The organism is Mesorhizobium sp. LNHC252B00, assembly GCF_000502955.1.
Taxonomy (GTDB): Bacteria; Pseudomonadota; Alphaproteobacteria; order Rhizobiales; family Rhizobiaceae; genus Mesorhizobium.
Genome location: NZ_AYWO01000003.1, coordinates 151736 through 172096, shown reverse-complemented (window position 1 = coordinate 172096; position 20361 = coordinate 151736). Strand labels below are relative to the sequence as shown.

The following is a 20361-nucleotide window of genomic DNA, read 5'->3' as shown; positions in this document are numbered from 1 at the left end:
GCGTTTGACGGCTTGTGACCCAGATGATTCCCTTTGATCGCGTGAAGCCCTAAACTGCTGACATGACCGAATCAAAATCCATGATCCTCGGCTGTGCCGGGAAATCGCTCACCCGCGAAGAAATCAATTTCTATCGCAATGAATGCCCTTGGGCCTTCATCCTGTTTGCGCGCAACATCGGCGAGACCGAACAGATCCGCGATCTGGTCGCTGAGATGCGCGACTGTATCGGTCGTCCGGACGCTCTGGTGTTCATCGACCAGGAGGGCGGCCGTGTGCAGCGCCTGCGGCCGCCATTGGCGCCGAACTATCCGGCCGGTGGTGCGCTCGGCGCGCTGTGGCGCGACGACCATGATGCCGGCGCCCGCGCGGCCTGGCTGATGGCGCGGCTGCATGCCTTTGACCTGCTGCGCTACGGCATCACCGCGGATTGCCTGCCGGTGCTCGACGTGCCGATCGAGGGCGCCAGCGATGTCATCGGCGCGCGTGCGTATGGCAAGGAACCGCGACCGGTGATCGAACTCGGCCGCGCTGCGGCCGAAGGGTTGATGTCGGGCGGCGTGCTGCCGGTCATGAAGCACATTCCGGGCCATGGACGCGCCTTTGCCGATACGCATTTCGAATTGCCTGTGGTCAATGCCTCGCTGAGCGATCTGCAGCGGCATGATTTCGCCCCGTTCCGGGAGCTCAATCATCTGCCGATGGCGATGACGGCGCATGTCGTTTATAGCGCCATCGATCCCAACAATCCGGCGACCACCTCAGGCAAGGTCATCGACGAGATCATCCGGCGCGAAATCGGTTTCGACGGGTTGCTGATGAGCGACGACACCTCGATGAAGGCACTTTCTGGGGATTTCCCGACAAAGGCGGCCTCGATCCTTGCCGCGGGCTGCGATCTGGTCCTTCACTGCAATGGCGTTTTCGAGGAGATGGCCGGCATCGCATCGCGGACCACGGGGCTCGAGGGCGCGTCGCTGGAGCGCGCAAAGCGGGCGCTGACCTATATAAAGAACCGGGACACGGTTGAAGAAACCGAAATACGTGCCGAATTCGCCACCTACTTCGATGCGGTGGCCTAGCAAGGGAAAGTGAAAAGCAGTGGCGGAAACATTGGAAAGCAAGGCCGCGAAGGCCGCACCGATGGACCGTCTGTGGGCTGAGAATGACGATTCACGCGTCACCGGCGACCCATCGCTGGTCGTCGACGTGGCCGGCTTCGAAGGTCCGCTCGATCTTCTGTTGCATCTCGCCCGCACCCAGAAAGTCGATCTGGCGCGCATTTCCATCCTGGCACTGGTCGAGCAATATCTGACCTTTGTCGAGACGGCGAGGGCACTCAGGCTCGAGCTTGCCGCCGACTATCTGGTGATGGCGGCGTGGCTGGCTTTCCTCAAGTCGAAGCTTCTGATCCCCAAACAGCCGGGCGATGAGGGCGAAAGCGGCGAGGAACTGGCGGCGGTGCTGCAGTTCCGGCTGAAGCGGCTGGAAGCCATGCGCGACGCCTCGGCTCGCCTTGTCAACCGCAACCGGCTTGGCCGTGATGTGTTCGCGCGCGGCATGCCGGAAATGGTCATCGTCGAAAAGCGTAACGCCTATTCGGCCTCGCTCTACGATCTCCTGACCGCCTATGCCCAGCAGCGGCAGAAGCAGGCGATCAACAATGTGACGATCGCCAGGCGTGGTGTCTGGTCGCTCAAGGACGCGCGCGATATCCTGACCCGCCTGGTCGGAGCCCTGCACGACTGGGCGACGCTGGAAAGTTTCCTGATCGTGTACATGACCAGCCCCGAGGAGCGGCGCACGGCGATCGCCAGCTCTTTCGCGGCCACGCTGGAACTGGTGCGCGAAGGCACGATGGACATGCGGCAGGACGAAGTGTTCGCTCCGATCTATCTGCGCGGCCGCGCGCAGGCAATCAAGGCAGTCGAGGTGGCATCATGAGCGAACGCGCCAACGCTTCGGTTATCCCGTTCAAGGTCGGCGATGAACCCGAAGAGGAGTCGCTCTCCCAGTATCCTTCAGAGCAGCAGGTGCAGAATCCGGCCGAGCGGCTGCATCTGGCGGAAGCCGTACGCATGGCGGAGGCAATCGTGTTCGCCAGCGCTGAACCTGTCAGCGAAAAGCAGCTTGCGGCGCGTCTGCCAGATGGCATCAACGTCGCCCTGGCCATGGCCGAACTGCGCCAGATCTATGCCCGGCGCGGCGTCAATCTGGTGCGCGTCGGCGATGCCTGGGCATTCCGCACCGCCGGCGATCTGGCTTTCCTGATGAGCCGCGATACTGTCCAACAAAGGAGGCTGTCGCGCGCGGCGCTCGAGGTGTTGGCGATCATTGCCTATCACCAGCCAGTGACGCGCGCCGAAATAGAGGACATCCGCGGCGTTGAAACCTCGAAAGGGACGCTCGACACGCTGCTGGAAACGGAATGGGTGCGCATGCGTGGCCGGCGCAAAACGCCGGGACGCCCTGTCACCTACGGCACCACCGACACTTTCCTTGATCATTTCGCGCTGGAGGAGATCCGCGATCTTCCGGGCATGGAGGAACTGAAAGGGGCCGGGCTGCTTTCGGGCCGCATGCCGTCGAATTTCTCCATTCCGCAGCCGCCGGCCGATCCCGACGCGTTGACCGACGACGAGGACGCTCTGACCGACATCGACCTCGAGGAACTCGGCCTGCTGACGCCGCGCGTCACGGAGGATTGACTGGCGTAGCTGCCAATCTGTCGAGGATGCGCGGATTCGTAGCGGGCCATCGCGTTGAAAATGCGTGACATCCGCCACCCTTTCATAAACTCTGTCGCAGTTGTGTTTGAATCCCTACGCGAAAGCGCATAGATCATCGCCAGGGAAAACGTTCGAGAGAGATTTGCTATGGGTTCATTTTCGATTTGGCATTGGATGATCGTGCTGGTGATCGTGCTGCTGGTGTTCGGCCGCGGCAAGATTCCCGAGCTGATGGGCGACATGGCCAAGGGCATCAAGAGCTTCAAGAAGGGCATGGCCGACGATGACGTTGCCGAAGACAAGCGCACCGTCGAACACCGTGCGGATGAGACCGTTGCGGCCGCGAAGGAAAAAGCCAGCAAGAGCTGAGCCACAGGTTCTAGTCGGAACAGAGTGCCATGTTTGAAGTCGGCTGGACCGAAATGCTGGTCATCGCGATCGTCATGATCGTGGTCGTCGGACCCAAGGATTTGCCCAATATGCTGCGCACTTTCGGGCGCACGACGGCGAAGCTGCGCGCGATGGCGTCCGATTTCCAGAAGCAGTTCAACGAAGCGCTGAAGGAAGCCGAGCTTGACGACGTCAAGAAGTCGGTCGACGAGCTCAGAGGCCTCAGCCCGATGGCCGAGATCAAGAAGCAGCTCAATCCGTTCGAGCAGGCCGCGGCCGACGTTCGCTCCGGCGTCGATGCGGCGATGAAGCCCAAGCCGGCGGCCGATCCGGCAATGCCTGCCGCTTCGACGCCGCTGGCGGCCGAGCCTTTGAAGAATGGCGCAACGACCATGCCTGGCGTCAACGGGCCGGAAGCCACGCCGGCAGCGCCAATTTTCCCGGCAATGGCCGATGACTCGGTGGTGACGTCGTCATTGCCGACAGAACCGGTCGTGGCGCCAAAGGCGTCCGCGGCGAAGGTGGCCAAGGCTGCGCCGGCAAAGGCAATGCCGGTTGCAAAAGTACCGGCCACGGCTTCGACGAATGTCGCAAAGGCTCCTGCGCCGGCGAAAACGATCGCCACCAAGGCCCCGCCTACGCCCAAAGCGCCAGCGAAGACCGTGGCGGCGGCAAAGGCTGAAACGCGCAAAACCGCGAAGCCTGCTGCGGCCAAGGCGATCGCGATCAAGACCGTGGCGAAAGCCGATCCGAAGCCTACGCCGGCCAAGACACCGGCGGCCAAGAAGACGGCGGGAGCCGCCAAGTGAGCGTTTCGGACAAGGAAAAGGACGAGATCGAGAAATCGTCGGCACCGCTGATGGAGCATCTGATCGAGTTGCGCCGGCGGTTGATCTGGTCGCTGGGCGGCTTCTTCGTCGCGTTTCTCGTCTGCTTCTTCTTCGCCAAGAAGCTGTTCAACCTTCTGGTCGTCCCGTTCAGATGGGCAACGCAGTGGGCAGGGCTCGATCCGCACAAGGTCGAGCTGATCTACACCGCGCCGCAGGAATTCTTCTTCACCCAGGTCAAGCTCGCAATGTTCGGTGGCATGGTGATCGCCTTTCCGCTGATCGCCACGCAGATCTACAAGTTCATCGCTCCAGGCCTCTATAAGAACGAGCGCAACGCCTTCCTGCCGTTCCTGATCGCTTCGCCGATCCTGTTCCTGATGGGCGCGTCTCTGGTCTATTTCTTCTTCACGCCGATGGTGATGTGGTTCTTCCTCGCCATGCAGCAGACCGGCACCGACGAACAGGTGCAGATTTCGCTGCTGCCGAAAGTGTCGGAATATCTCAGCCTGATCATGACGCTGATCTTTTCCTTCGGCCTGGTATTCCAGCTACCGGTGGTGACCAGCCTGATGACGCGGGTCGGCATGCTGTCGTCCAAGGCGCTGGCCGAGAAGCGCAAATGGGCAATCGTGATTGCCTTCGTCGTCGCCGCGGTGCTGACACCACCCGATCCGATGAGCCAGATCGGCCTGGCCCTCCCGACGATCCTTCTCTACGAGGTCTCCATCTGGGCTGCCCGTCTGATCGAGCGCGATCAGGAAAAGCAGCGTGTGGCGCGCGAGAGACAGGACACAGCGGAAACCGTGGCGGACAAAGCCCCAGACGAGCCTCCGGCGCCTGCTGCCTCCTAATACCGGGCTGCGTGGAAAACGGCTGCCGCTGCCTCGCCTCATCTTGCATCGATCAAGGATGCGGTTTACCCCCTCTTGCTGAAACGCATCGCTATCAAGCGCTGCGTTTCAGTTTTGTTTTGAGCATGTCGTTGTCCAAAACCGCTGCGCACTTTTGGGCGACATGCTTCCTGAGGACGGATGAACCATGCTTGACATCAAATGGATTCGCGACAACCCGAAGGCCCTTGTCGAGGCGCTAGTCAAGCGCTCGTGGTCGGCCGGTGAGGCGCAGTCCACGGTCGACGGGCTGATCGCCTCGGACGAGGCGCGGCGCGAACACGTCACCGAATTGCAGACCAAGCAGGAGCGCCGCAATGCCGCCTCGAAAGAGATCGGCAACGCCATGCGTTCAGGCGATGCGGCACTTGCCGAAAGACTGAAAGCCGAAGTCGGCGAGATCAAGACCTTCATCCAGAATGGCGAGGCGCGCGAACGCGAACTCGACAAGGCGCTGAACGATGCGCTTGCGGTGCTGCCCAACGTGCCGCTCGACGACGTACCTGTCGGCAAGGACGAGCACGACAATGTCGTCAAGCGCGTCGTCGGCAAGGCGCCGACACCGCCGAACTGGGTGAAGGAGCATTTCGAGATCGGCGAAGCGCTCGGCATGATGGATTTCGAGCGGGCGGCAAAACTGTCGGGCTCGCGGTTCACCGTGCTGAAAAGCGGCCTGGCGCGGATGGAACGCGCGCTCGGACAATTCATGCTCGACCTGCACACGACCGAGCATGGCTACCAAGAAGTCATCCCGCCACTGATGGTCAAGGACGACGTTCTGTTCGGCACCAACCAGTTGCCGAAGTTCGAGGAAGATCTGTTCTTCACGCCGCACGGGGAGGGCAGGCTTGGCCTGATCCCAACAGCCGAAGTGCCGCTCACCAATCTGGTGCGCGAAGAAATCACCTCGCATGAAAAACTGCCGCTGCGCTATACGGCGCTGACGCCGTGCTTCCGTTCGGAAGCGGGTTCGGCCGGGCGCGACACGCGCGGCATGCTGCGTCAGCACCAATTCTACAAGGTCGAGCTGGTGTCGATCACCGACCAGGAGTCCTCGCTCGCCGAACACGAACGGATGACGCAATGCGCCGAGGAAGTGCTGAAGCGGCTCGGCCTGCCGTTCCGCACCGTGACGCTGTGCACCGGCGACATGGGCTTTGGCGCGCGCAAGACCTACGACATCGAAGTCTGGCTGCCCGGCCAGAACGCTTATCGCGAGATTTCGTCCTGCTCGGTGTGCGGGGATTTCCAGGCGCGCCGCATGGACGCCCGCTACAAGGACAAAGACGGCAAGGGCAACCGCTTCGTCCATACGCTCAACGGTTCGGGCACCGCGGTTGGTCGCGCGCTCATAGCTGTCATCGAAAACTATCAGAATGAGGATGGCAGCATAACCATTCCTGAAGTGCTGCGGCCTTACATGGGCGGTCTGGAAAAGATCGAAGCGAAATAATGCGCATCCTCCTGACCAATGACGACGGCATTCATGCCGAGGGCCTGGCGTCGCTCGAACGCGTCGCTCGCACCCTGTCCGACGACGTCTGGGTGGTGGCTCCGGAGCAGGATCAGTCAGGCTACGCCCATTCGCTGTCGATCTCGGAGCCGCTGCGGCTGCGCAAGATCGGCGAGAAGCATTTTGCCGTGCGCGGCACGCCGACCGATTGTGTCATCATGGGAGTCAAGAAGATCCTTCCCGGCGCACCCGACCTGATCCTGTCCGGCATCAATTCCGGCGCCAACATCGCCGACGATGTCACCTATTCCGGCACCGTCGCCGGTGCCATGGAAGGCGCGCTGCTCGGCATCCGCTCGATCGCGCTCAGCCAGGGCTACAGCTATGTCGGCGAGGACCGCGTCGTCCCATACGAGACGACCGAGGCGCTGGCGCCGGCGCTGCTGGAGAAACTGGTCGCGACGCCGTTGCCGGACGGTGTTTTGCTGAACGTCAATTTTCCGAACTGCCTTCCAGAAGAGGTCGCCGGAACGGTCGTCACCTCGCAAGGCAAACTGGTGCACAGCTTGTGGGTCGATGAGCGCCGTGACGGGCGCGGCCTGCCTTATTACTGGCTGCGTTTCGGCCGCGAGCCGGTCGAAGGCAAGCAAGGCACAGACCTCTATGCTCTGCGCAACAGGCTGGTGTCGGTGACACCACTGCAGCTAGACCTCACCGCGCATGAAATCCGTGATCAACTGAGCAAGGCGCTTGCATGAACCAGGGCCTCGATGACCGTGAAGGCTTTGCCGCCTTTCTGTTGCGCCTGCGCGGCAGGGGGACGGTGCCGAAGGCGTTGATCGCAGCCTTCGAGGCGACGCCGCGGCGCGGCTTCCTGGCGGCCCAGTTCCATCAGATCGCCTGGTCGGACCGCATGCTGCCGATCGAATGCGGCGAGGCGATCGAAGGCGCGGACATGCAGGCGGCGGTGATCGCCGCACTCGCCATCGAGCAGGGCAATCGCGTGCTCGAGATCGGCACCGGCTCCGGTTATACCTCGGCCGTGATGTCGCGGCTGGCGGCGCGGGTCGTCACCACCGATCGCTACAGGACGCTCGTCGAGCAGGCCAGGCAGCGTTTCGAGGCGCTCGGTATCGGCAATGTCATCGTGCGCCAGGCCGATGGTTCCGGCGGGCTGCCGAACGAAGGGCCGTTCGATCGCATCGTCGCATGGGCAGCCTTCGACAGCCTTCCGCGCTTCCTGCTCGATCAATTGTCGAGCGGCGGCATCGTCATCGCCCCGATCGGGCCCGAGGAGGGCGAGCAGGTGCTGGCCAAGCTGACCAAGGTCGGCAGCCGGTTCGAGCGTGAGGATATCGGCCTTGTCCGCTTGCAGCCTATCCTGCGCAGCGTGGCCGCCGTCATATAGGCGATGTTGCAAACGCCAGCTTCGCGCCCGTCCTCGACACCGGCTCGGCTGACGTAAAATCTCCCCTCAGCTCACCCTCTAATATTTTAAGAAAAATTTCGCCGGATTCCATGGGGTTAACCGTCGAGTAACATTAACGCGCTTTAATCATGCCTAGTTTGTACCGGGTATGTGCGGGTTAGTGCGATGCAACTCAGAGTTTTGAAGACAAACGGTCGCAATCTGGCGCGAGGCTGCGCCATACTGGTGGTCGCGGGTGCTGCTGCGGGATGCAGTTCCCAGGTTTCGCGGTTCAATGGCGTCGACGACGTCTTTACATCCTCGACGAACAATCAGCGCGCGATCATCAACAAGCAGGATGCCGTACAGCAGCCCTATCCGGGTGATGTCGCGGCCGCCCCCATCGATGGCAGCCACACACAGTCGGTCAGCCGCTCCAGCCTCGAGCCGGTTTCGACGCGGCCATTGCCGCCGCCCGTTGCCCAGGCGCAGCCGGCTCCCGCACTGGCGCCTGCCGCAAAGCCGATGCGCACCGCATTGGCTGCGGCGCCGCATGTCGACAGGACCACGACCGGTACCGTCGCTCCGGCCGCATCGCCGTTCAAGGTTGCGCAGCCCGATGCACCGCGCGTGGCAGCTGCTGGTACGCCGCATGCGACCGAGATCGTCGTCAGGGACGGTGAAACGATTTCAGGCATAGCGCAGCACTACAAGGTGCCGGCCGACGCGATCATGAAGGTCAATGGGCTGAGCGCGACCAAGGGTCTGAAGACCGGCCAGAAGCTGGTTATCCCGGCCTATGCCTACTCGAACAAAGGCGAGCCGAAAGTCGCCGAGGTCAAGCCGGCGAAAGACGGCAAGCACGACCAGCCGGCCACGGCACCCGAAAAGGTCGCGGTCCTGCCCCAGCAGCCGAAGCTGAAGGAGGGCAAGTCCGCCGCTCAGGTCGACACGGCGGCCGCCGCAAACCAGCCCAAGCAGCCCAAGCCGCAGATGGCCGCGGCCAAGGCCGCTGGGACCTACACGGTCCAGTCGGGCGATACGATGTCTTCGATTGCCAGGAAGACCGGCGTTGGCGTCGTTGCTCTGAAGCAGGCCAACGGGATGAAGGATGGACTGCTTAAGATCGGCCAGACCCTGAAGGTGCCGACTGGTGGGGCCGCGACGGTCGCCAGCGCCAAGCCTGCCAAGATCGATCCGGTGACCACGGCCACCACGCAGCCAGCGGCAAAGACCACGCCGTCGGAAACGCTGGCGTCCTACACGCCGCCGAAGAAAGATTCGAAAGTCATCCAGCAGGCCGAGGACGACGATGCCGTTGCGCCTGACGCCACCGGCATCGGCAAGATGCGCTGGCCGGTGCGCGGCCGCGTGATCTCCGGTTTCGGGTCCGGCAAGGACGGCGTCGACATCGCCGTGCCGACGGGAACGCCGGTCAAGGCGGCCGAGAACGGCGTCGTCATCTATGCCGGCGACGGGCTCAAGGAATTCGGCAACACGGTTCTGGTGCGCCACGAGAATGGCCTGGTCACCGTCTATGGTCACGCCAGCTCTATCGAGGTGCAGCGCGGCCAAAAGGTCAAGCGCGGCCAAGAAATCGCACTGTCGGGCATGAGCGGCACGACGGACTCGCCGAAGCTGCATTTCGAAGTGCGCAAGAACTCTGCCCCGGTCGATCCGTCGGGCTACCTCGAATAGAAAAAAAGCAATTTGCAGGCCGTCTGACCTCCAGTCCGGCCCGCCGGCTCAGCCCGCTCCGCCAGGAGCGGGCTTTTTCAGTTTGCCTTCTCCGCCTTAGTCCTTCAGCGGTTTGCCGAGCCGGCCGGCCAGGTCCTGGGTGAACTGCCAGGCGACGCGGCCCGAGCGGCTGCCGCGGGTCGTCGCCCATTCCAATGCTTCGGCGCGCAGTTGCTCTGGATCAATGGCGAGGTCGTGATGGCGGACATAACCGTCGATCATGTCGAGATATTCGTCCTGGGAGCATTTGTGGAAGCCGAGCCACAGGCCGAAACGATCGGAGAGGGAGACCTTTTCTTCAACCGCTTCGGACGGGTTGATGGCGGTCGAGCGCTCATTGTCGATCATGTCGCGCGGCAGGAGATGGCGACGGTTCGAGGTAGCGTAGAAGATGACATTGGCTGGGCGTCCCTCGACGCCGCCTTCGAGTGCCGCCTTCAGCGACTTGTAGGAGGTGTCGTCGTGGTCGAAGGAGAGGTCGTCGCAAAACAGGATGAAGCGGAAGGGGGCTGCCTTCAGCAATCCCATCAGCTTCGGCAGCGTGTCGATGTCCTCGCGGTGGATTTCGATCAGCTTCAACGGCAGCTCGGACTTGGCCTCGCCGTTGATCCGCGCATGGACGGCTTTGACCAGCGACGATTTGCCCATGCCGCGCGCACCCCATAACAACACATTGTTGGCCGGATAGCCGGCGGCGAAGCGTTCGGTGTTGTCGACCAGGATGTCGCGGACGCGATCGACGCCACGGATCAGGCCTATGTCGACGCGGTTGACGTTGCGCACCGGCTCCAGATAGCCCGGATCGGCCTGCCAGACGAAGCAATCGGCCTCGCCGAGGTCGGTTTGGGGCACTGGCGGCGGGGCGAGGCGGCTCACCGCCTCGATCAGCCTGTCGAGTTTCTGGTTCAGGGCTTCAATGCTGCTGTCGGTCATGTCTGTCTTTTGTTTTCTCGTTTGGACGTACGCGAGCGTGAACCCGACCTGTCGCGTCGAGGTTCGAAATCGGTTGCAACCTTTTGTTCGAGCATGATCTTTTCGCAAAACCGGCTCGCGCTTTTCGCGATCATGCTCTAACACGGCCCAACAGGCCGGAAAAGCAGCCGATTTGGCTGGCCGCGCAGTTGCATTGACAACTTTACCGACTATATTCCGGCCAAATTTCAAGGGGCCGCCAAGTTGGCGGCTGTTTCTAAATTCAGGAGTACCTCGATGTTCGTGACACCGGCATACGCTCAAGGCGTCGGCGCTTCTCCCGACATGTTCATCAGCATTTTGCCGTTTGTCCTGATTTTCGTCATCATGTATTTTCTGATCATCCGGCCGCAGCGTACGCAGCTGAAGAAGCGCGGCGAGATGCTGGCGGCAGTTCGTCGCGGCGATACGGTCGTCACCGGCGGAGGCTTCGTCGGCAAGGTGACCAAGGTGATCGACGATAACGAGCTCGAGATCGACCTCGGCGGTGGCACCAAGGTGACCGCGTTGCGTTCGACGATCGCCGACGTGCGCGTCAAGGGCGAGCCGGTGGCGAACCAGAACGCCAAGAAATAACCAGAATTCAGGCGGAGCGATCCGCGGACACGCTCTGACGGACGACGCCATATGTTGTACTTTTCGCGCTTCAAGATGATCCTGATCTGGGTGGCCGTGGCCATCACGGTGATCCTCGCCGCGCCCAATCTCATCCCCGCAAGCACCTTGGCCCAACTGCCCAGCTGGGTGCCGAAGCGTCAGATGACGCTCGGCCTCGACCTGCAGGGCGGCTCGCACATCCTGCTGGAAATGAATCAGAACGATCTGATCAAGGACCGGCTGGAGACGACGCGCGACGAAATCCGCACACTGCTGCGTGACGCCAAGATTGGCTATACCGGCCTTGCCGGCACGGGGCGGACCTTGCAGGTCCGCATCACCGATCTCGCTCAAGTGGATGCCGCCAAGACAGCGCTGAAGACGCTGACCGAACCGGTTGCTGCCGGCCTGTTCACCGGTGGCTCCATCAAGGAAATGACGCTCGACGATTCCGAGCCCGGCCTGCTCAAGTTCAACGTCACCGACGCCGGCATCAAATATCGCACGTCGACGGCGTTGACGCAGTCGATCGAGGTGGTCGAGCGCCGCGTCAACGAACTCGGCACGACCGAACCCATCGTGCAGCGGCAGGGCGACGACCGCATCCTTGTCCAGGTGCCGGGTCTTCAGGACCCGCAGCGGCTTAAGGAAATCCTCGGCCAGACCGCCAAGCTGACCTTCCAGATGGTCGACCAGTCGATGCCGGTTCAGGACGCCCTCAACGGTCGTCCGCCTGCCGGCTCGTCCGTGCTCTATTCACAGGACGACCCGCCGGTCCCCTATCTGATCGAGAACCGCGTCATCGTTTCGGGCGAAAATCTCGTCGATGCGCAGGCGACATACAATTCGCAGAACAATGAGCCGGTGGTCTCCTTCCGTTTCGATTCGAAGGGTGCTGCGCGTTTCGGCCAGGCCACCGCGCAGAATGTCGGGAAGCTGTTCGCCATCATCCTCGATAACCAGGTGATTTCGGCGCCGCAGATCCGCGAGCCGATCCTCGGCGGCACCGGCCAGATCTCGGGCAATTTCACCGCCCAGAGCGCCAACGACCTGGCCGTGCTGCTGCGCGCCGGTGCCTTGCCCGCGACACTGACGGTGATCGAAGAGCGGACGGTTGGCCCGGGTCTCGGCCAGGATTCCATCCATGCCGGCAAGGTCGCCGGCATCATCGGTTCGATTCTGGTCGTCGTGTTCATGTTCGTCGCCTACGGATTGCTCGGCTTCCTCGCCAACATCGCGCTGGCGGTGCACGTGGCGATGATCGTCGGACTGCTGTCGCTGCTCGGCGCGACACTGACCTTGCCGGGTATCGCCGGTATTGTGCTGACCATCGGCATGGCAGTCGATTCGAACGTGTTGATCTATGAGCGTATCCGTGAGGAGCGGCGTGCAGGCCGCTCGGTGATCCAGGCGATCGATACCGGTTTCACCAAGGCGCTGGCGACCATTGTCGATTCCAACATCACCTCGCTGATCGCGACCGTAGTGCTGTTCTATCTCGGGACCGGACCGGTCAAGGGCTTTGCCATCACGTATGCGATCGGCATCCTGACGACCGTCTTCACCGCGTTCACCTTCACCCGTCTGCTGGTCTCGATCTGGCTGCGCCGCGCTCGCCCGAAGGAGTTGCCGCGCGCGCCGGTGACCTTCGTCCCAGCCGGCACGAAAATCCCGTTCATGGGAATCCGTCGCTGGACGTTCACGCTCTCGAGCGCGCTGTCGATCCTGTCGGTGGTGCTGTTCATGACGGTCGGCATCAACTACGGCATCGATTTCAAGGGCGGTTCGCTGATCGAGGTTCAGGCCAAGAGCGGCAATGCCGACCTCGCAGACCTCCGCGGGCGACTGACCGGACTCAATATCGGTGAGGTGCAAGTCCAGCAGTTCGGTACGCCGAACGACGTGTTGATCCGTGTCGGGACCCAGGATGGCGGCGAGAATGCCGAGCAGACCGTCATCGACAAGGTGCGCGGCGAACTGCAGGACAATTACGACTTCCGCCGCGTCGAAGTGGTGGGGCCGACCGTCTCGGGCGAACTCGCCAAGCAAGGCACGATCGCCATGCTGATCGCGCTGCTTGGTATCCTGATCTATGTCTGGTTCCGTTTCGAATGGCAGTTCGCGGTCGGCGCCATCGTGGCGACGGTACACGATGTGGTCATGACACTTGGCTTCTTTGTCATCAGCGGGCTCGAATTCAACCAATCATCGCTGGCGGCGATCCTGACCATCATCGGCTATTCGCTGAACGATACGATCGTGGTCTATGACCGCGTTCGAGAGGATTTGCGAAAGTACAAGCGGATGCCGCTGCCGCAACTCTTGAACAACGCCATCAACGAGACGCTGTCGAGAACGACACTGACCTCGGTGACGACGATCCTTGCGTTGCTGGCGCTGGTCCTCTTCGGCGGCGAGGTGATCCGCTCGTTCACCATGGCGATGCTGTTCGGCGTCGTCTTCGGCACCTATTCGTCGATCTTCATCGCAGCGCCGTTGCTGATCCTGTTCAAGCTGCGGCCGCAGGCTTCGGCAGACGAGGAGAAGCCGCTCGGCGGCGGCAAGGCGGTCGCGACCTGACGCGCCGCCCCGAAGGGGTAACAAAACGGTGACCAGTAAAGGCATCGTCATCCGCGATGCGCATTTTCCCGGCCGCGCGCCGATCGAAGCCTACGGCAATGGGGGGTTTCGCTTTGCCGACATGTCGCATCGCGGCTCGCTGCTCTGTCTGCCATCCGGCATCCATGGCTGGGAACCGGCCGATCCGTTTGCCCTGACCGTGGCGGATTTCGACAAGCTGCTGGCAGAAGCCGGAAAAGTCGAGATACTGCTGGTCGGCATGGGCAGGGATCTCAGGCCATTGCCCGCCACACTACGGGCCGCGCTGAAAGCGGCCGGCATTGCGTCCGACCCGATGTCGACCGGTGCAGCGGTACGGACCTACAATGTCCTTCTGGCGGAAGAGCGCGCCGTGGCCGCCGCGCTCATTGCCGTCGACTGACATGTCTCAAAATGCCGAAATCGTCATGGACGCAGTGCGCGCCGGCGACCCTGACCGCTATCTCACGGCGCTTTATGCGCCGGCAGACAAGCGCGACGCGCTGTTTTCGCTTTACGCCTTCAACGCCGAAGTCGCAGGCATCCGCGACCGCATCCATGAAGCGTTGCCGGGCGAGGTGCGCCTGCAATGGTGGCGCGATGTCATCGCCGTCGGCGGCGAGGCCGGCGCCGGCCATCCCACAGCCGAAGCCTTGAATGCCACCATAGCGACATTCAACCTGCCGAGACTGGCCTTCGAGAACATGCTCGATGCGCGCATCTTCGATCTTTACGACGACCCGATGCCGTCGCGCACCGATCTTGAAGGCTATTGCGGCGAGACGGCCGCCGCGCTCATTCAGCTTGCGGCAATGGTGCTCGATCCCGGCGAGGCGCCACGCTTTGCCGAACTGGCGGGTAGGGCAGGCTGCGCGCAGGCAATGACCGGTCTGCTGCTGTTGCTGACGTTGCACCGCAAGCGCGGACAGTGTTTTATCCCAGCCGATATCCTTGCTGCGGCTGGCTCTTCGCCGCAAGAATTCATCGCAGGCGATGGCGGTCCTGGTGCCAAACGCGCAGTGGCGGCAATGATCGCTCTGGCGCGGGACCATCTTTCCGCCTTCGAGCAAGGTGCTGCGGCGTTGCCGGTCTCGCTGCGCCCGGCATTTCTGCCGCTGGCGCTGTCGCGCGCTTACCTCACGAAAATGGAGCGCGGCTCCCCACTCGACGGCGTGGCGCGGCTGTCCGCCTTGCGCCGGCATTGGCTGCTTTTGCGCCGCGCGACCAAAGGCTGGCCGGCATTTTGACGTAAACGTCAATCATGCTAAGGAGTCCTCGAGCCAGAACTGTTGCCAAAGACGACAGGCCGGCCGGAGGAGATACCCGTTCATGAGCCTGCCGCTGCTGATCGCGATCGTCGCCCTTGGCATTGCGCTGTCGGTTGCCGCGGTGCATTTCACCGGCGGCAGCAAGACGGCGACGCTGGCCGGCGCCGATCAAGCAATGAGCCGATTCGCCGAGGATTTTCCGGACGAGATAGCGGCATTGGTCCGCCTGACGGCGGACGCCAGGACCGCTTTTCTGGATATCGGGCAAGGGCGCATCGGGATCGTTCATAGCGTCGGAGACTGCTTTTTGACCCGCATCGTCGGGCCTCAAGATGTCGCGGTTTTGAATACCGAAGATGTCAATGCGGTCTCGTTCCGGCTCGCCGATTTCACCTGGACGGGCGGCCGCTTTCGCTTTTCCAGCGCAGCAGATGCACAAGGCTTGCTGAAGACACTTCAGCCGCAACATCCAAGTTCCGCCCGGGAGGCTGCGTGATGGACGAGTACAACTTCCCGCAGGTCACGCAGCTGGCCATCCCGCTCTTCGTTGCCGCGATCCTGATCGAGCTCTGGCTGGTGCGAACCGGCCGCGCCAAGGGATCGTTCGAGACGCGCGACACCTTGACCAGCCTGATAATGGGCACCGGCAATGTCGTTGCCGGGCTGCTGCTTGGCGTCGTGTCCTACTGGGCGCTGCTGTGGCTGTGGCAATTCCGCGTCTTCAATCTCGGCCTGTCGGTCTGGGTGTTCCTCGCCGCCTTCCTGCTCGATGATCTGCGCTACTATTTCTATCATCGCATCGCGCACCGGGTGCGCTGGGTATGGGCGGAGCACGTCAACCACCATTCCAGCCAGCACTACAATCTATCGACGGCGCTGCGGCAAAGCTGGACCGGCCTGTTTACCTTCATGTTCGCGCTGCAGGCGCCGCTGGTGCTGCTCGGCTTCCATCCGGCGGTCATTGCCTTCACCTTCGGCTTCAATCTGGTCTGGCAGTTCTGGATCCACACCGAGACGATCGGCAAGATGTGGGGCTGGTTCGAGTTCGTCTTCAACACGCCCTCGCACCACCGCGTCCACCACGCCACCAACCCGCGCTATCTCGACGCCAATTTTGCCGGCACGCTGGTCATCTGGGACCGCATGTTCGGCACCTTCGTCGGGGAGCTGGAGGAAGATCGGCCGCGCTATGGCATCGTCAGGAATCTCGGCACCTTCAATCCGCTGAAGGTCGCGTTCCATGAATGGATCGGCATGTTCAAGGATGCAGCGATGCCGGGGCTGACCTTGAGCCATCGCCTGAATTACCTGATCAAGCCTCCCGGCTGGAGCCACGACGGCTCGCGCGAAACTTCGGAGACGCTGAAGGCTGCCTATGTCAGGCGAAATCCTGACGAGGCCGGCAAGCCAGGGCTGCCCGGTTCCTTACGAGCCGAACAATAGGCGAAATTGCCGGCAGACAATAAATTTATGTTGACTTACATTGCTTGTCACGAATGATTGGCAGCACTCGGCGGGATGGGGAAATTCTAATGGTTGACGGTTTAGATACTAAAGTTGGAAACTCTGAAGATTTTCTGATACTCCAAAATAAGTTAGGCGATCCAAATGATATGGAGTCATCTGATATCTCAGTTGAACCTGAGGATGAAGACGAAGGACCATTAGATCTACCAAAGTCTGCGTTTACTCCGATTAATTTTTCTTCCGCAGCTAGGCGCGTAATCGATCTATATCGCGCATGTAAGGAGGACAAGGAGCTTGATCCTCGCCCCTCATTTCAACGTGGTTATGTCTGGGATAAAAATAAAGCAACAAAACTAATCGAGTCCATCCTACTTCATGGAAGAAGAGAATGGGCTGGAGGTCGTGATTGATGGCCAACAAAGGCTGACCACTTGCTTCTCTTTTATTGAGGGTTTTTTTCCGCTTTCAAAGAAGGATGAGGAGAGACGTACTCGTGGCGAGAATGTAAAGCATCGACCGTTTCGGCTCGGAAAAATGAAAATTCTTTCCCAGTATGAAAAGATTGGTTACGCGGACTTGCCTCCTGATCTGCGGAAAACCATTAATAATTTTACTATTCAAATTATAAAAATTTCGAAAGAATCTCACCCAGACGTGAAATTCGAAATATTCGAACGCCTAAATACAGGATCTGTCGCACTGGCTGATCAGGAAATTAGAAATTGTATTTATAGAGGTCCTTATAATAACAAGTTGTGCGACCTGGCTAACAACCCGACTTTTCAAAAAATGCTTGGGATAAATAATTCCGCAGCGAGGATGCAAGATGTTGACTGAGATTTATGGCTTTTAACGAATCTACTCATTTAAATTACAATGAAAAGATGAGGTCATTTTTAAATAGCCATATGAGGGAACGTAGAAATATTTCTCCGGATTTGAGCGAGAAGTATACCAGAGATTTTTCGAATGCTGTGGAATTGTCATTTACTGTTTTTGGCGAAAATGCTTTTCGACGCTATTCGGAAGGCAATGACAATAACCCGCGTGGAAAATGGGAGCGCTCGATCAACAAAGCCGTATTTGACGTGGTTATGTTTTGGTTTGCGCGCTACGAAAAAAGGCAAATTATTGAAAATAAGGATGAAATTAGAGAGAGGTATATCAAGATGTGCGTTGCTGATCGCGACTTTAACGACGCCATCATGCTAGGTACTGCCGAAGCTGCTCGGGTCAGAACTAGATTTAAGAAATGGGGCGATGCACTCGAGGAAATCATCAAAGTCCGTCCAAAGGAGCGGCGAGTCTACTCCTACGTTGAGAAGCGCCAATTGTATGAGCTAGAACCCACTTGTGGGATTTGCAAACAGCAGATTGAGCATATTGATGACTCCGAGGTCGATCACATCCAACCATTTTCGCATGGCGGTGAGACTGCGATGTCAAACGCAAGATTGAGCCATCGATATTGCAATCGTTCGCGTGGGACAGCTTCAGCCTAGCTTGCTGATCGCATGTAACTACTCCGCGGCTTCGGCTGTTTGCACCGGCAGTCCCAACCACTGCCGGCAATCGGCGCGTGCGCGTGATGTGATGGCATGGCGCTTGGCGACGGTCTTGTCCTTGCCGCGCATGCGTTTGCCCTCGGACTTCGGCGCCTCCACGGGTGGGAACAGGCCGAAATTGACGTTCATCGGCTGGAAGGAGCGTTTTCCCGGTTCGTCATCCGATACGATGTGGCCTCCGGTGATGTGGTTGAGCAGCGCGCCGAACGCTGTGGTGAGCGGCGGCAGCGACGGTGCATGGCCGAGCCTTTCGGCAGCGGCGAAGCGGCCGGCGAGCAGGCCGATCGCAGCACTTTCGACATAGCCTTCGCAGCCGGTGATCTGGCCGGCAAAACGCAGGCCTGGGCGCGATCTCAGCTGCAGCGACGCGTCGAGCAGGGTCGGCGAGTTGATATAGGTATTGCGGTGCAGGCCGCCGAGCCGGGCGAAATCGGCGTTTTCGAGACCCGGTATGGTGCGGAACACGCGCACCTGCTCGGCATGCTTGAGCTTGGTCTGGAAACCGACCATGTTGTAAAGCGTGCCCAGCGCATTGTCCTGCCGCAGCTGGACGACGGCATAGGCCTTTACCGTCGGGTTGTGGGCATTGGTCAGCCCCATCGGCTTCATCGGTCCGTAACGCAGCGTCTCGACGCCGCGCTCGGCCATGATCTCGATCGGCAGGCAGCCGTCGAAATAGGGCGTGCCTTCCCATTGCTTGAACTCGGTCTTCTGGCCGTCGACCAGCGCCTGGACGAAAGCAAGGTACTGGTCCTTGTCCATGGGACAATTGATGTAGTCCTTGCCGGTACCGCCGGGTCCGACCTTGTCGTAGCGCGACTGGCACCAGCAGATATCCATGTCGATCGTGTCGAAGTGGATGATGGGCGCGATTGCGTCGAAGAAGGCGAGCGCATCGGCGCCGGTTGCTTCCGCGATCGACTGGGCAAGTGAGGGCGCGGTCAATGGACCCGTGGCAATGATCGCCTGATCCCAATCCGCCGGCGGCAGGCCCGGTATTTCCTCGCGCTGGATGGTGATCAGCGGGTGGGCTTCGAGTTTTTTCGTCACAGCGTCGGAGAATCCGTCGCGATCGACGGCAAGCGCACCGCCGGCCGGCACCTGGTTGGCGTCGCCGGCGCTCATGATCAAGGAGCCGGCCAGCCGCATTTCGGCATGCAACAGGCCGACGGCGTTGTTTTCGGCGTCGTCGGAGCGGAAGGAGTTGGAGCAGACCAGCTCGGCCAGGCTATCGGNCAGGCCGACGGCGTTGTTTTCGGCGTCGTCGGAGCGGAAGGAGTTGGAGCAGACCAGCTCGGCCAGGCTATCGGTCTTGTGTGCATCGGTGCCGCGAACGGGCCGCATTTCATGCAGGATGACGGGAACGCCGGCTTGCGCTGCCTGCCAGGCGGCTTCAGAGCCGGCAAGGCCGCCACCGATGATGTGGATGGGATTTGTGCTCATGAGCGTCGGAATAATCGCTTGATGCGGCGATTGCAATTGCCGTGCGTGGCGCAGGCAAACAGCGGTCGGAGAATCAACCCTGAATATAACAACACCCGCCGGGGGAGGAGGTCCGGCGGGTGTCGTTTTTGGGGTCGACCCTCGGGAGGAGGTGAAGGCCGACCGTATTCGTCATTGCCGGGGAGGAGGTCGGCTTTGACGAAAACTCTTTCGCCGTTTTTGAAAGGGGCGAAACCTTTGGGGCAAAATTCGTTTTGCCCCTGGCAAACAACGCCCGCCGCGGGAGGAGGTTGCGGCGGGCGCCGTTTTTGTGGCCAACCTTCGGGAGGAGGTGAAGGTCGGGCCTATTCGTCATCGCCGGGGAGGAGGTCGGCTTTGACGAAAACTCTTTCGCTTTTTGAAAGGGGCGAAACCCTTTTTGGGGCAGAATTAGCTTTGCCCCGGGGAAACAACGCCCGCCGCGGGAGGAGGTGCGGCGGGCGCCGTTTTTGTGGTCAACCCTCGGGAGGAGGTGAAGGTTGACCGGATCCGTCAAGGTCGGGGAGGAGGTCGACCCTGGCGAAATTCTGGTTAGATCGCCCGGCGGGCGATGACCTTGATTTCGTCGCGGACGATACCGAGGTCATGCAGCTGGCGGTTCGAGAGGCGACCCAGCTCGGTAACCGTCTCGCGATAAACGCGCCAGTTACGATAGTTGCGGATCAGGTTCATTGTCGTTCTCTTTTTCAAAATTGGTTCGGACCATTCGCGGTCCGAAGAATTAGACCGCCTTGCGAGCGACGTAAGGAATATCGCTGCGGCTGATGCCGAGGTCGGTCAGTTCGCGGTTGCTCAGGCGGCTCAGCTCGGACACGGTGTCTCTGTAGCGGCGCCAGTTGCGGTAGTTGCGGATCAGGTTCATGGTAGTTCTCGTTTCGTCTTTCTTGCGGATCATTCCGTTTGTGTACGAACCATAAATAGGCGGGGCTATATCGATTTAAAAGCGCTATGGCTGCATGGCAGCAATGCAAATTG

General features: G+C 60.7%; 23 protein-coding genes. 19 read left to right on the top strand and 4 right to left on the bottom strand.

Translation table 11 applies throughout. From position 1 onward, the window contains the following. Positions 1-62: 62 nt before the first annotated feature. From nagZ to X744_RS164460, 10 genes are all read left to right on the top strand, one after another. Positions 63-1082, top strand: a complete 1020-nt coding sequence (gene nagZ / locus X744_RS164415) for a beta-N-acetylhexosaminidase (RefSeq protein ID WP_023757624.1) — start codon at positions 63-65, stop codon at positions 1080-1082. 61 nt (positions 1083-1143) lie between these two features. Beyond that, positions 1144-1944 carry a ScpA family protein gene (locus tag X744_RS164420; RefSeq protein WP_023757623.1) on the top strand — a complete coding sequence of 267 codons (801 nt, stop codon included), beginning with the start codon at positions 1144-1146 and terminating at the stop codon, positions 1942-1944. Next, a complete protein-coding gene (gene scpB / locus X744_RS164425) occupies positions 1941-2708 on the top strand; it encodes an SMC-Scp complex subunit ScpB (RefSeq protein ID WP_023757622.1) in 768 nt (255 codons plus the stop codon). The genes X744_RS164420 and scpB overlap by 4 nt, the downstream gene beginning before the upstream one ends. 168 nt (positions 2709-2876) lie before the next feature. Continuing rightward, positions 2877-3098 (top strand): twin-arginine translocase TatA/TatE family subunit, encoded by a 222-nt coding sequence (locus tag X744_RS164430; RefSeq protein ID WP_013531295.1) that lies wholly within the window; start codon positions 2877-2879, stop codon positions 3096-3098. 29 nt (positions 3099-3127) lie between these two features. Beyond that, a complete protein-coding gene (tatB, locus tag X744_RS164435) occupies positions 3128-3928 on the top strand; it encodes a Sec-independent protein translocase protein TatB (protein ID WP_023757621.1) in 801 nt (266 codons plus the stop codon). Further along, positions 3925-4800, top strand: coding sequence for a twin-arginine translocase subunit TatC (tatC, locus tag X744_RS164440; protein WP_023757620.1), 876 nt, complete (start codon positions 3925-3927; stop codon positions 4798-4800). Before tatB ends, tatC begins: the two co-directional genes overlap by 4 nt. 187 nt (positions 4801-4987) lie before the next feature. Further along, positions 4988-6292: a serine--tRNA ligase gene (serS, locus tag X744_RS164445; protein ID WP_023757619.1), complete on the top strand. Its 1305-nt coding sequence runs from the start codon at positions 4988-4990 to the stop codon at positions 6290-6292. Then, positions 6292-7050 carry a 5'/3'-nucleotidase SurE gene (surE, locus tag X744_RS164450; protein WP_023757618.1) on the top strand — a complete coding sequence of 253 codons (759 nt, stop codon included), beginning with the start codon at positions 6292-6294 and terminating at the stop codon, positions 7048-7050. The genes serS and surE overlap by 1 nt, the downstream gene beginning before the upstream one ends. Then, on the top strand, positions 7047-7700 hold the full coding sequence (locus X744_RS164455; RefSeq protein ID WP_023757617.1) for a protein-L-isoaspartate(D-aspartate) O-methyltransferase: 654 nt from the start codon (positions 7047-7049) through the stop codon (positions 7698-7700). The genes surE and X744_RS164455 overlap by 4 nt, the downstream gene beginning before the upstream one ends. Positions 7701-7886: 186 nt before the next feature. Next, positions 7887-9398, top strand: a complete 1512-nt coding sequence (locus tag X744_RS164460) for a peptidoglycan DD-metalloendopeptidase family protein (RefSeq protein WP_023757616.1) — start codon at positions 7887-7889, stop codon at positions 9396-9398. 96 nt (positions 9399-9494) lie between these two features. Here X744_RS164460 and X744_RS164465 read toward each other — a convergent pair whose 3' ends face one another. After that, positions 9495-10370 (bottom strand): ATP-binding protein, encoded by an 876-nt coding sequence (locus X744_RS164465; RefSeq protein WP_023757615.1) that lies wholly within the window; start codon positions 10368-10370, stop codon positions 9495-9497. A gap of 276 nt (positions 10371-10646) precedes the next feature. Here X744_RS164465 and yajC point away from each other — a divergent pair, with 276 nt between their 5' ends. The 9 genes from yajC (at position 10647) to X744_RS1000000171495 (ending at position 17841) form a co-directional block, all read left to right on the top strand. Further along, on the top strand, positions 10647-10985 hold the full coding sequence (yajC, locus tag X744_RS164470; RefSeq protein WP_008876289.1) for a preprotein translocase subunit YajC: 339 nt from the start codon (positions 10647-10649) through the stop codon (positions 10983-10985). 51 nt (positions 10986-11036) lie between these two features. Beyond that, positions 11037-13586, top strand: a complete 2550-nt coding sequence (gene secDF, locus X744_RS164475; RefSeq protein WP_023757613.1) for a protein translocase subunit SecDF — start codon at positions 11037-11039, stop codon at positions 13584-13586. A gap of 28 nt (positions 13587-13614) precedes the next feature. Further along, complete coding sequence (locus tag X744_RS164480; protein WP_023757612.1) at positions 13615-14007, top strand: Mth938-like domain-containing protein; 393 nt, start codon at positions 13615-13617, stop codon at positions 14005-14007. Position 14008: 1 nt separating this feature from the next. Next, positions 14009-14851: a phytoene/squalene synthase family protein gene (locus tag X744_RS164485; protein ID WP_031259636.1), complete on the top strand. Its 843-nt coding sequence runs from the start codon at positions 14009-14011 to the stop codon at positions 14849-14851. A gap of 82 nt (positions 14852-14933) precedes the next feature. Then, complete coding sequence (locus X744_RS164490; RefSeq protein ID WP_023757610.1) at positions 14934-15368, top strand: hypothetical protein; 435 nt, start codon at positions 14934-14936, stop codon at positions 15366-15368. After that, positions 15368-16315 (top strand): sterol desaturase family protein, encoded by a 948-nt coding sequence (locus tag X744_RS164495; RefSeq protein WP_023757609.1) that lies wholly within the window; start codon positions 15368-15370, stop codon positions 16313-16315. Before X744_RS164490 ends, X744_RS164495 begins: the two co-directional genes overlap by 1 nt. Positions 16316-16404: 89 nt before the next feature. Continuing rightward, entirely contained in the window at positions 16405-16749 is a 345-nt protein-coding gene (locus tag X744_RS1000000173420; protein ID WP_156938480.1) for a DUF262 domain-containing protein, read from the top strand. After that, positions 16715-17176, top strand: a complete 462-nt coding sequence (locus tag X744_RS164500) for a DUF262 domain-containing protein (RefSeq protein WP_023757608.1) — start codon at positions 16715-16717, stop codon at positions 17174-17176. Before X744_RS1000000173420 ends, X744_RS164500 begins: the two co-directional genes overlap by 35 nt. A gap of 5 nt (positions 17177-17181) precedes the next feature. Continuing rightward, positions 17182-17841, top strand: coding sequence for an HNH endonuclease signature motif containing protein (locus tag X744_RS1000000171495; RefSeq protein WP_084025145.1), 660 nt, complete (start codon positions 17182-17184; stop codon positions 17839-17841). Between the two features lie 18 nt (positions 17842-17859). On the opposite strand, the gene trmFO is transcribed toward X744_RS1000000171495, so the two are convergent. The 3 genes from trmFO to X744_RS1000000171485 all read right to left on the bottom strand — a co-directional run bounded on the left by trmFO (position 17860) and on the right by X744_RS1000000171485 (position 20248). Next, on the bottom strand, positions 17860-19347 hold the full coding sequence (trmFO, locus tag X744_RS164510; RefSeq protein WP_023757606.1) for a methylenetetrahydrofolate--tRNA-(uracil(54)-C(5))-methyltransferase (FADH(2)-oxidizing) TrmFO: 1488 nt from the start codon (positions 19345-19347) through the stop codon (positions 17860-17862). A gap of 570 nt (positions 19348-19917) precedes the next feature. After that, positions 19918-20058, bottom strand: a complete 141-nt coding sequence (locus X744_RS1000000171490) for a DUF1127 domain-containing protein (RefSeq protein WP_023757605.1) — start codon at positions 20056-20058, stop codon at positions 19918-19920. Between the two features lie 49 nt (positions 20059-20107). After that, entirely contained in the window at positions 20108-20248 is a 141-nt protein-coding gene (locus X744_RS1000000171485) for a DUF1127 domain-containing protein (RefSeq protein WP_013531315.1), read from the bottom strand. Positions 20249-20361 lie beyond the last annotated feature (113 nt).

Excerpts from the sequence above, each read along its gene's own strand:
- X744_RS1000000171485 (WP_013531315.1), bottom strand. The coding sequence starts at position 20,248 with ATGAACCTGATCCGCAACTACCGCAACTGGCGCCGCTACAGAGACACC.
- X744_RS164420 (WP_023757623.1), top strand. The coding sequence starts at position 1,144 with ATGGACCGTCTGTGGGCTGAGAATGACGATTCACGCGTCACCGGCGAC.
- X744_RS164495 (WP_023757609.1), top strand. The coding sequence starts at position 15,368 with ATGGACGAGTACAACTTCCCGCAGGTCACGCAGCTGGCCATCCCGCTC.
- scpB (WP_023757622.1), top strand. The coding sequence starts at position 1,941 with ATGAGCGAACGCGCCAACGCTTCGGTTATCCCGTTCAAGGTCGGCGAT.
- X744_RS1000000173420 (WP_156938480.1), top strand. The coding sequence starts at position 16,405 with ATGGTTGACGGTTTAGATACTAAAGTTGGAAACTCTGAAGATTTTCTG.
- X744_RS164485 (WP_031259636.1), top strand. The coding sequence starts at position 14,009 with ATGTCTCAAAATGCCGAAATCGTCATGGACGCAGTGCGCGCCGGCGAC.
- X744_RS164455 (WP_023757617.1), top strand. The coding sequence starts at position 7,047 with ATGAACCAGGGCCTCGATGACCGTGAAGGCTTTGCCGCCTTTCTGTTG.
- X744_RS164490 (WP_023757610.1), top strand. The coding sequence starts at position 14,934 with ATGAGCCTGCCGCTGCTGATCGCGATCGTCGCCCTTGGCATTGCGCTG.
- X744_RS164460 (WP_023757616.1), top strand. The coding sequence starts at position 7,887 with ATGCAACTCAGAGTTTTGAAGACAAACGGTCGCAATCTGGCGCGAGGC.
- tatB (WP_023757621.1), top strand. The coding sequence starts at position 3,128 with ATGTTTGAAGTCGGCTGGACCGAAATGCTGGTCATCGCGATCGTCATG.
- X744_RS164500 (WP_023757608.1), top strand. The coding sequence starts at position 16,715 with ATGGAAGAAGAGAATGGGCTGGAGGTCGTGATTGATGGCCAACAAAGG.
- X744_RS164430 (WP_013531295.1), top strand. The coding sequence starts at position 2,877 with ATGGGTTCATTTTCGATTTGGCATTGGATGATCGTGCTGGTGATCGTG.
- secDF (WP_023757613.1), top strand. The coding sequence starts at position 11,037 with ATGTTGTACTTTTCGCGCTTCAAGATGATCCTGATCTGGGTGGCCGTG.
- nagZ (WP_023757624.1), top strand. The coding sequence starts at position 63 with ATGACCGAATCAAAATCCATGATCCTCGGCTGTGCCGGGAAATCGCTC.
- X744_RS164465 (WP_023757615.1), bottom strand. The coding sequence starts at position 10,370 with ATGACCGACAGCAGCATTGAAGCCCTGAACCAGAAACTCGACAGGCTG.
- X744_RS1000000171490 (WP_023757605.1), bottom strand. The coding sequence starts at position 20,058 with ATGAACCTGATCCGCAACTATCGTAACTGGCGCGTTTATCGCGAGACG.
- serS (WP_023757619.1), top strand. The coding sequence starts at position 4,988 with ATGCTTGACATCAAATGGATTCGCGACAACCCGAAGGCCCTTGTCGAG.
- yajC (WP_008876289.1), top strand. The coding sequence starts at position 10,647 with ATGTTCGTGACACCGGCATACGCTCAAGGCGTCGGCGCTTCTCCCGAC.
- X744_RS1000000171495 (WP_084025145.1), top strand. The coding sequence starts at position 17,182 with ATGGCTTTTAACGAATCTACTCATTTAAATTACAATGAAAAGATGAGG.
- surE (WP_023757618.1), top strand. The coding sequence starts at position 6,292 with ATGCGCATCCTCCTGACCAATGACGACGGCATTCATGCCGAGGGCCTG.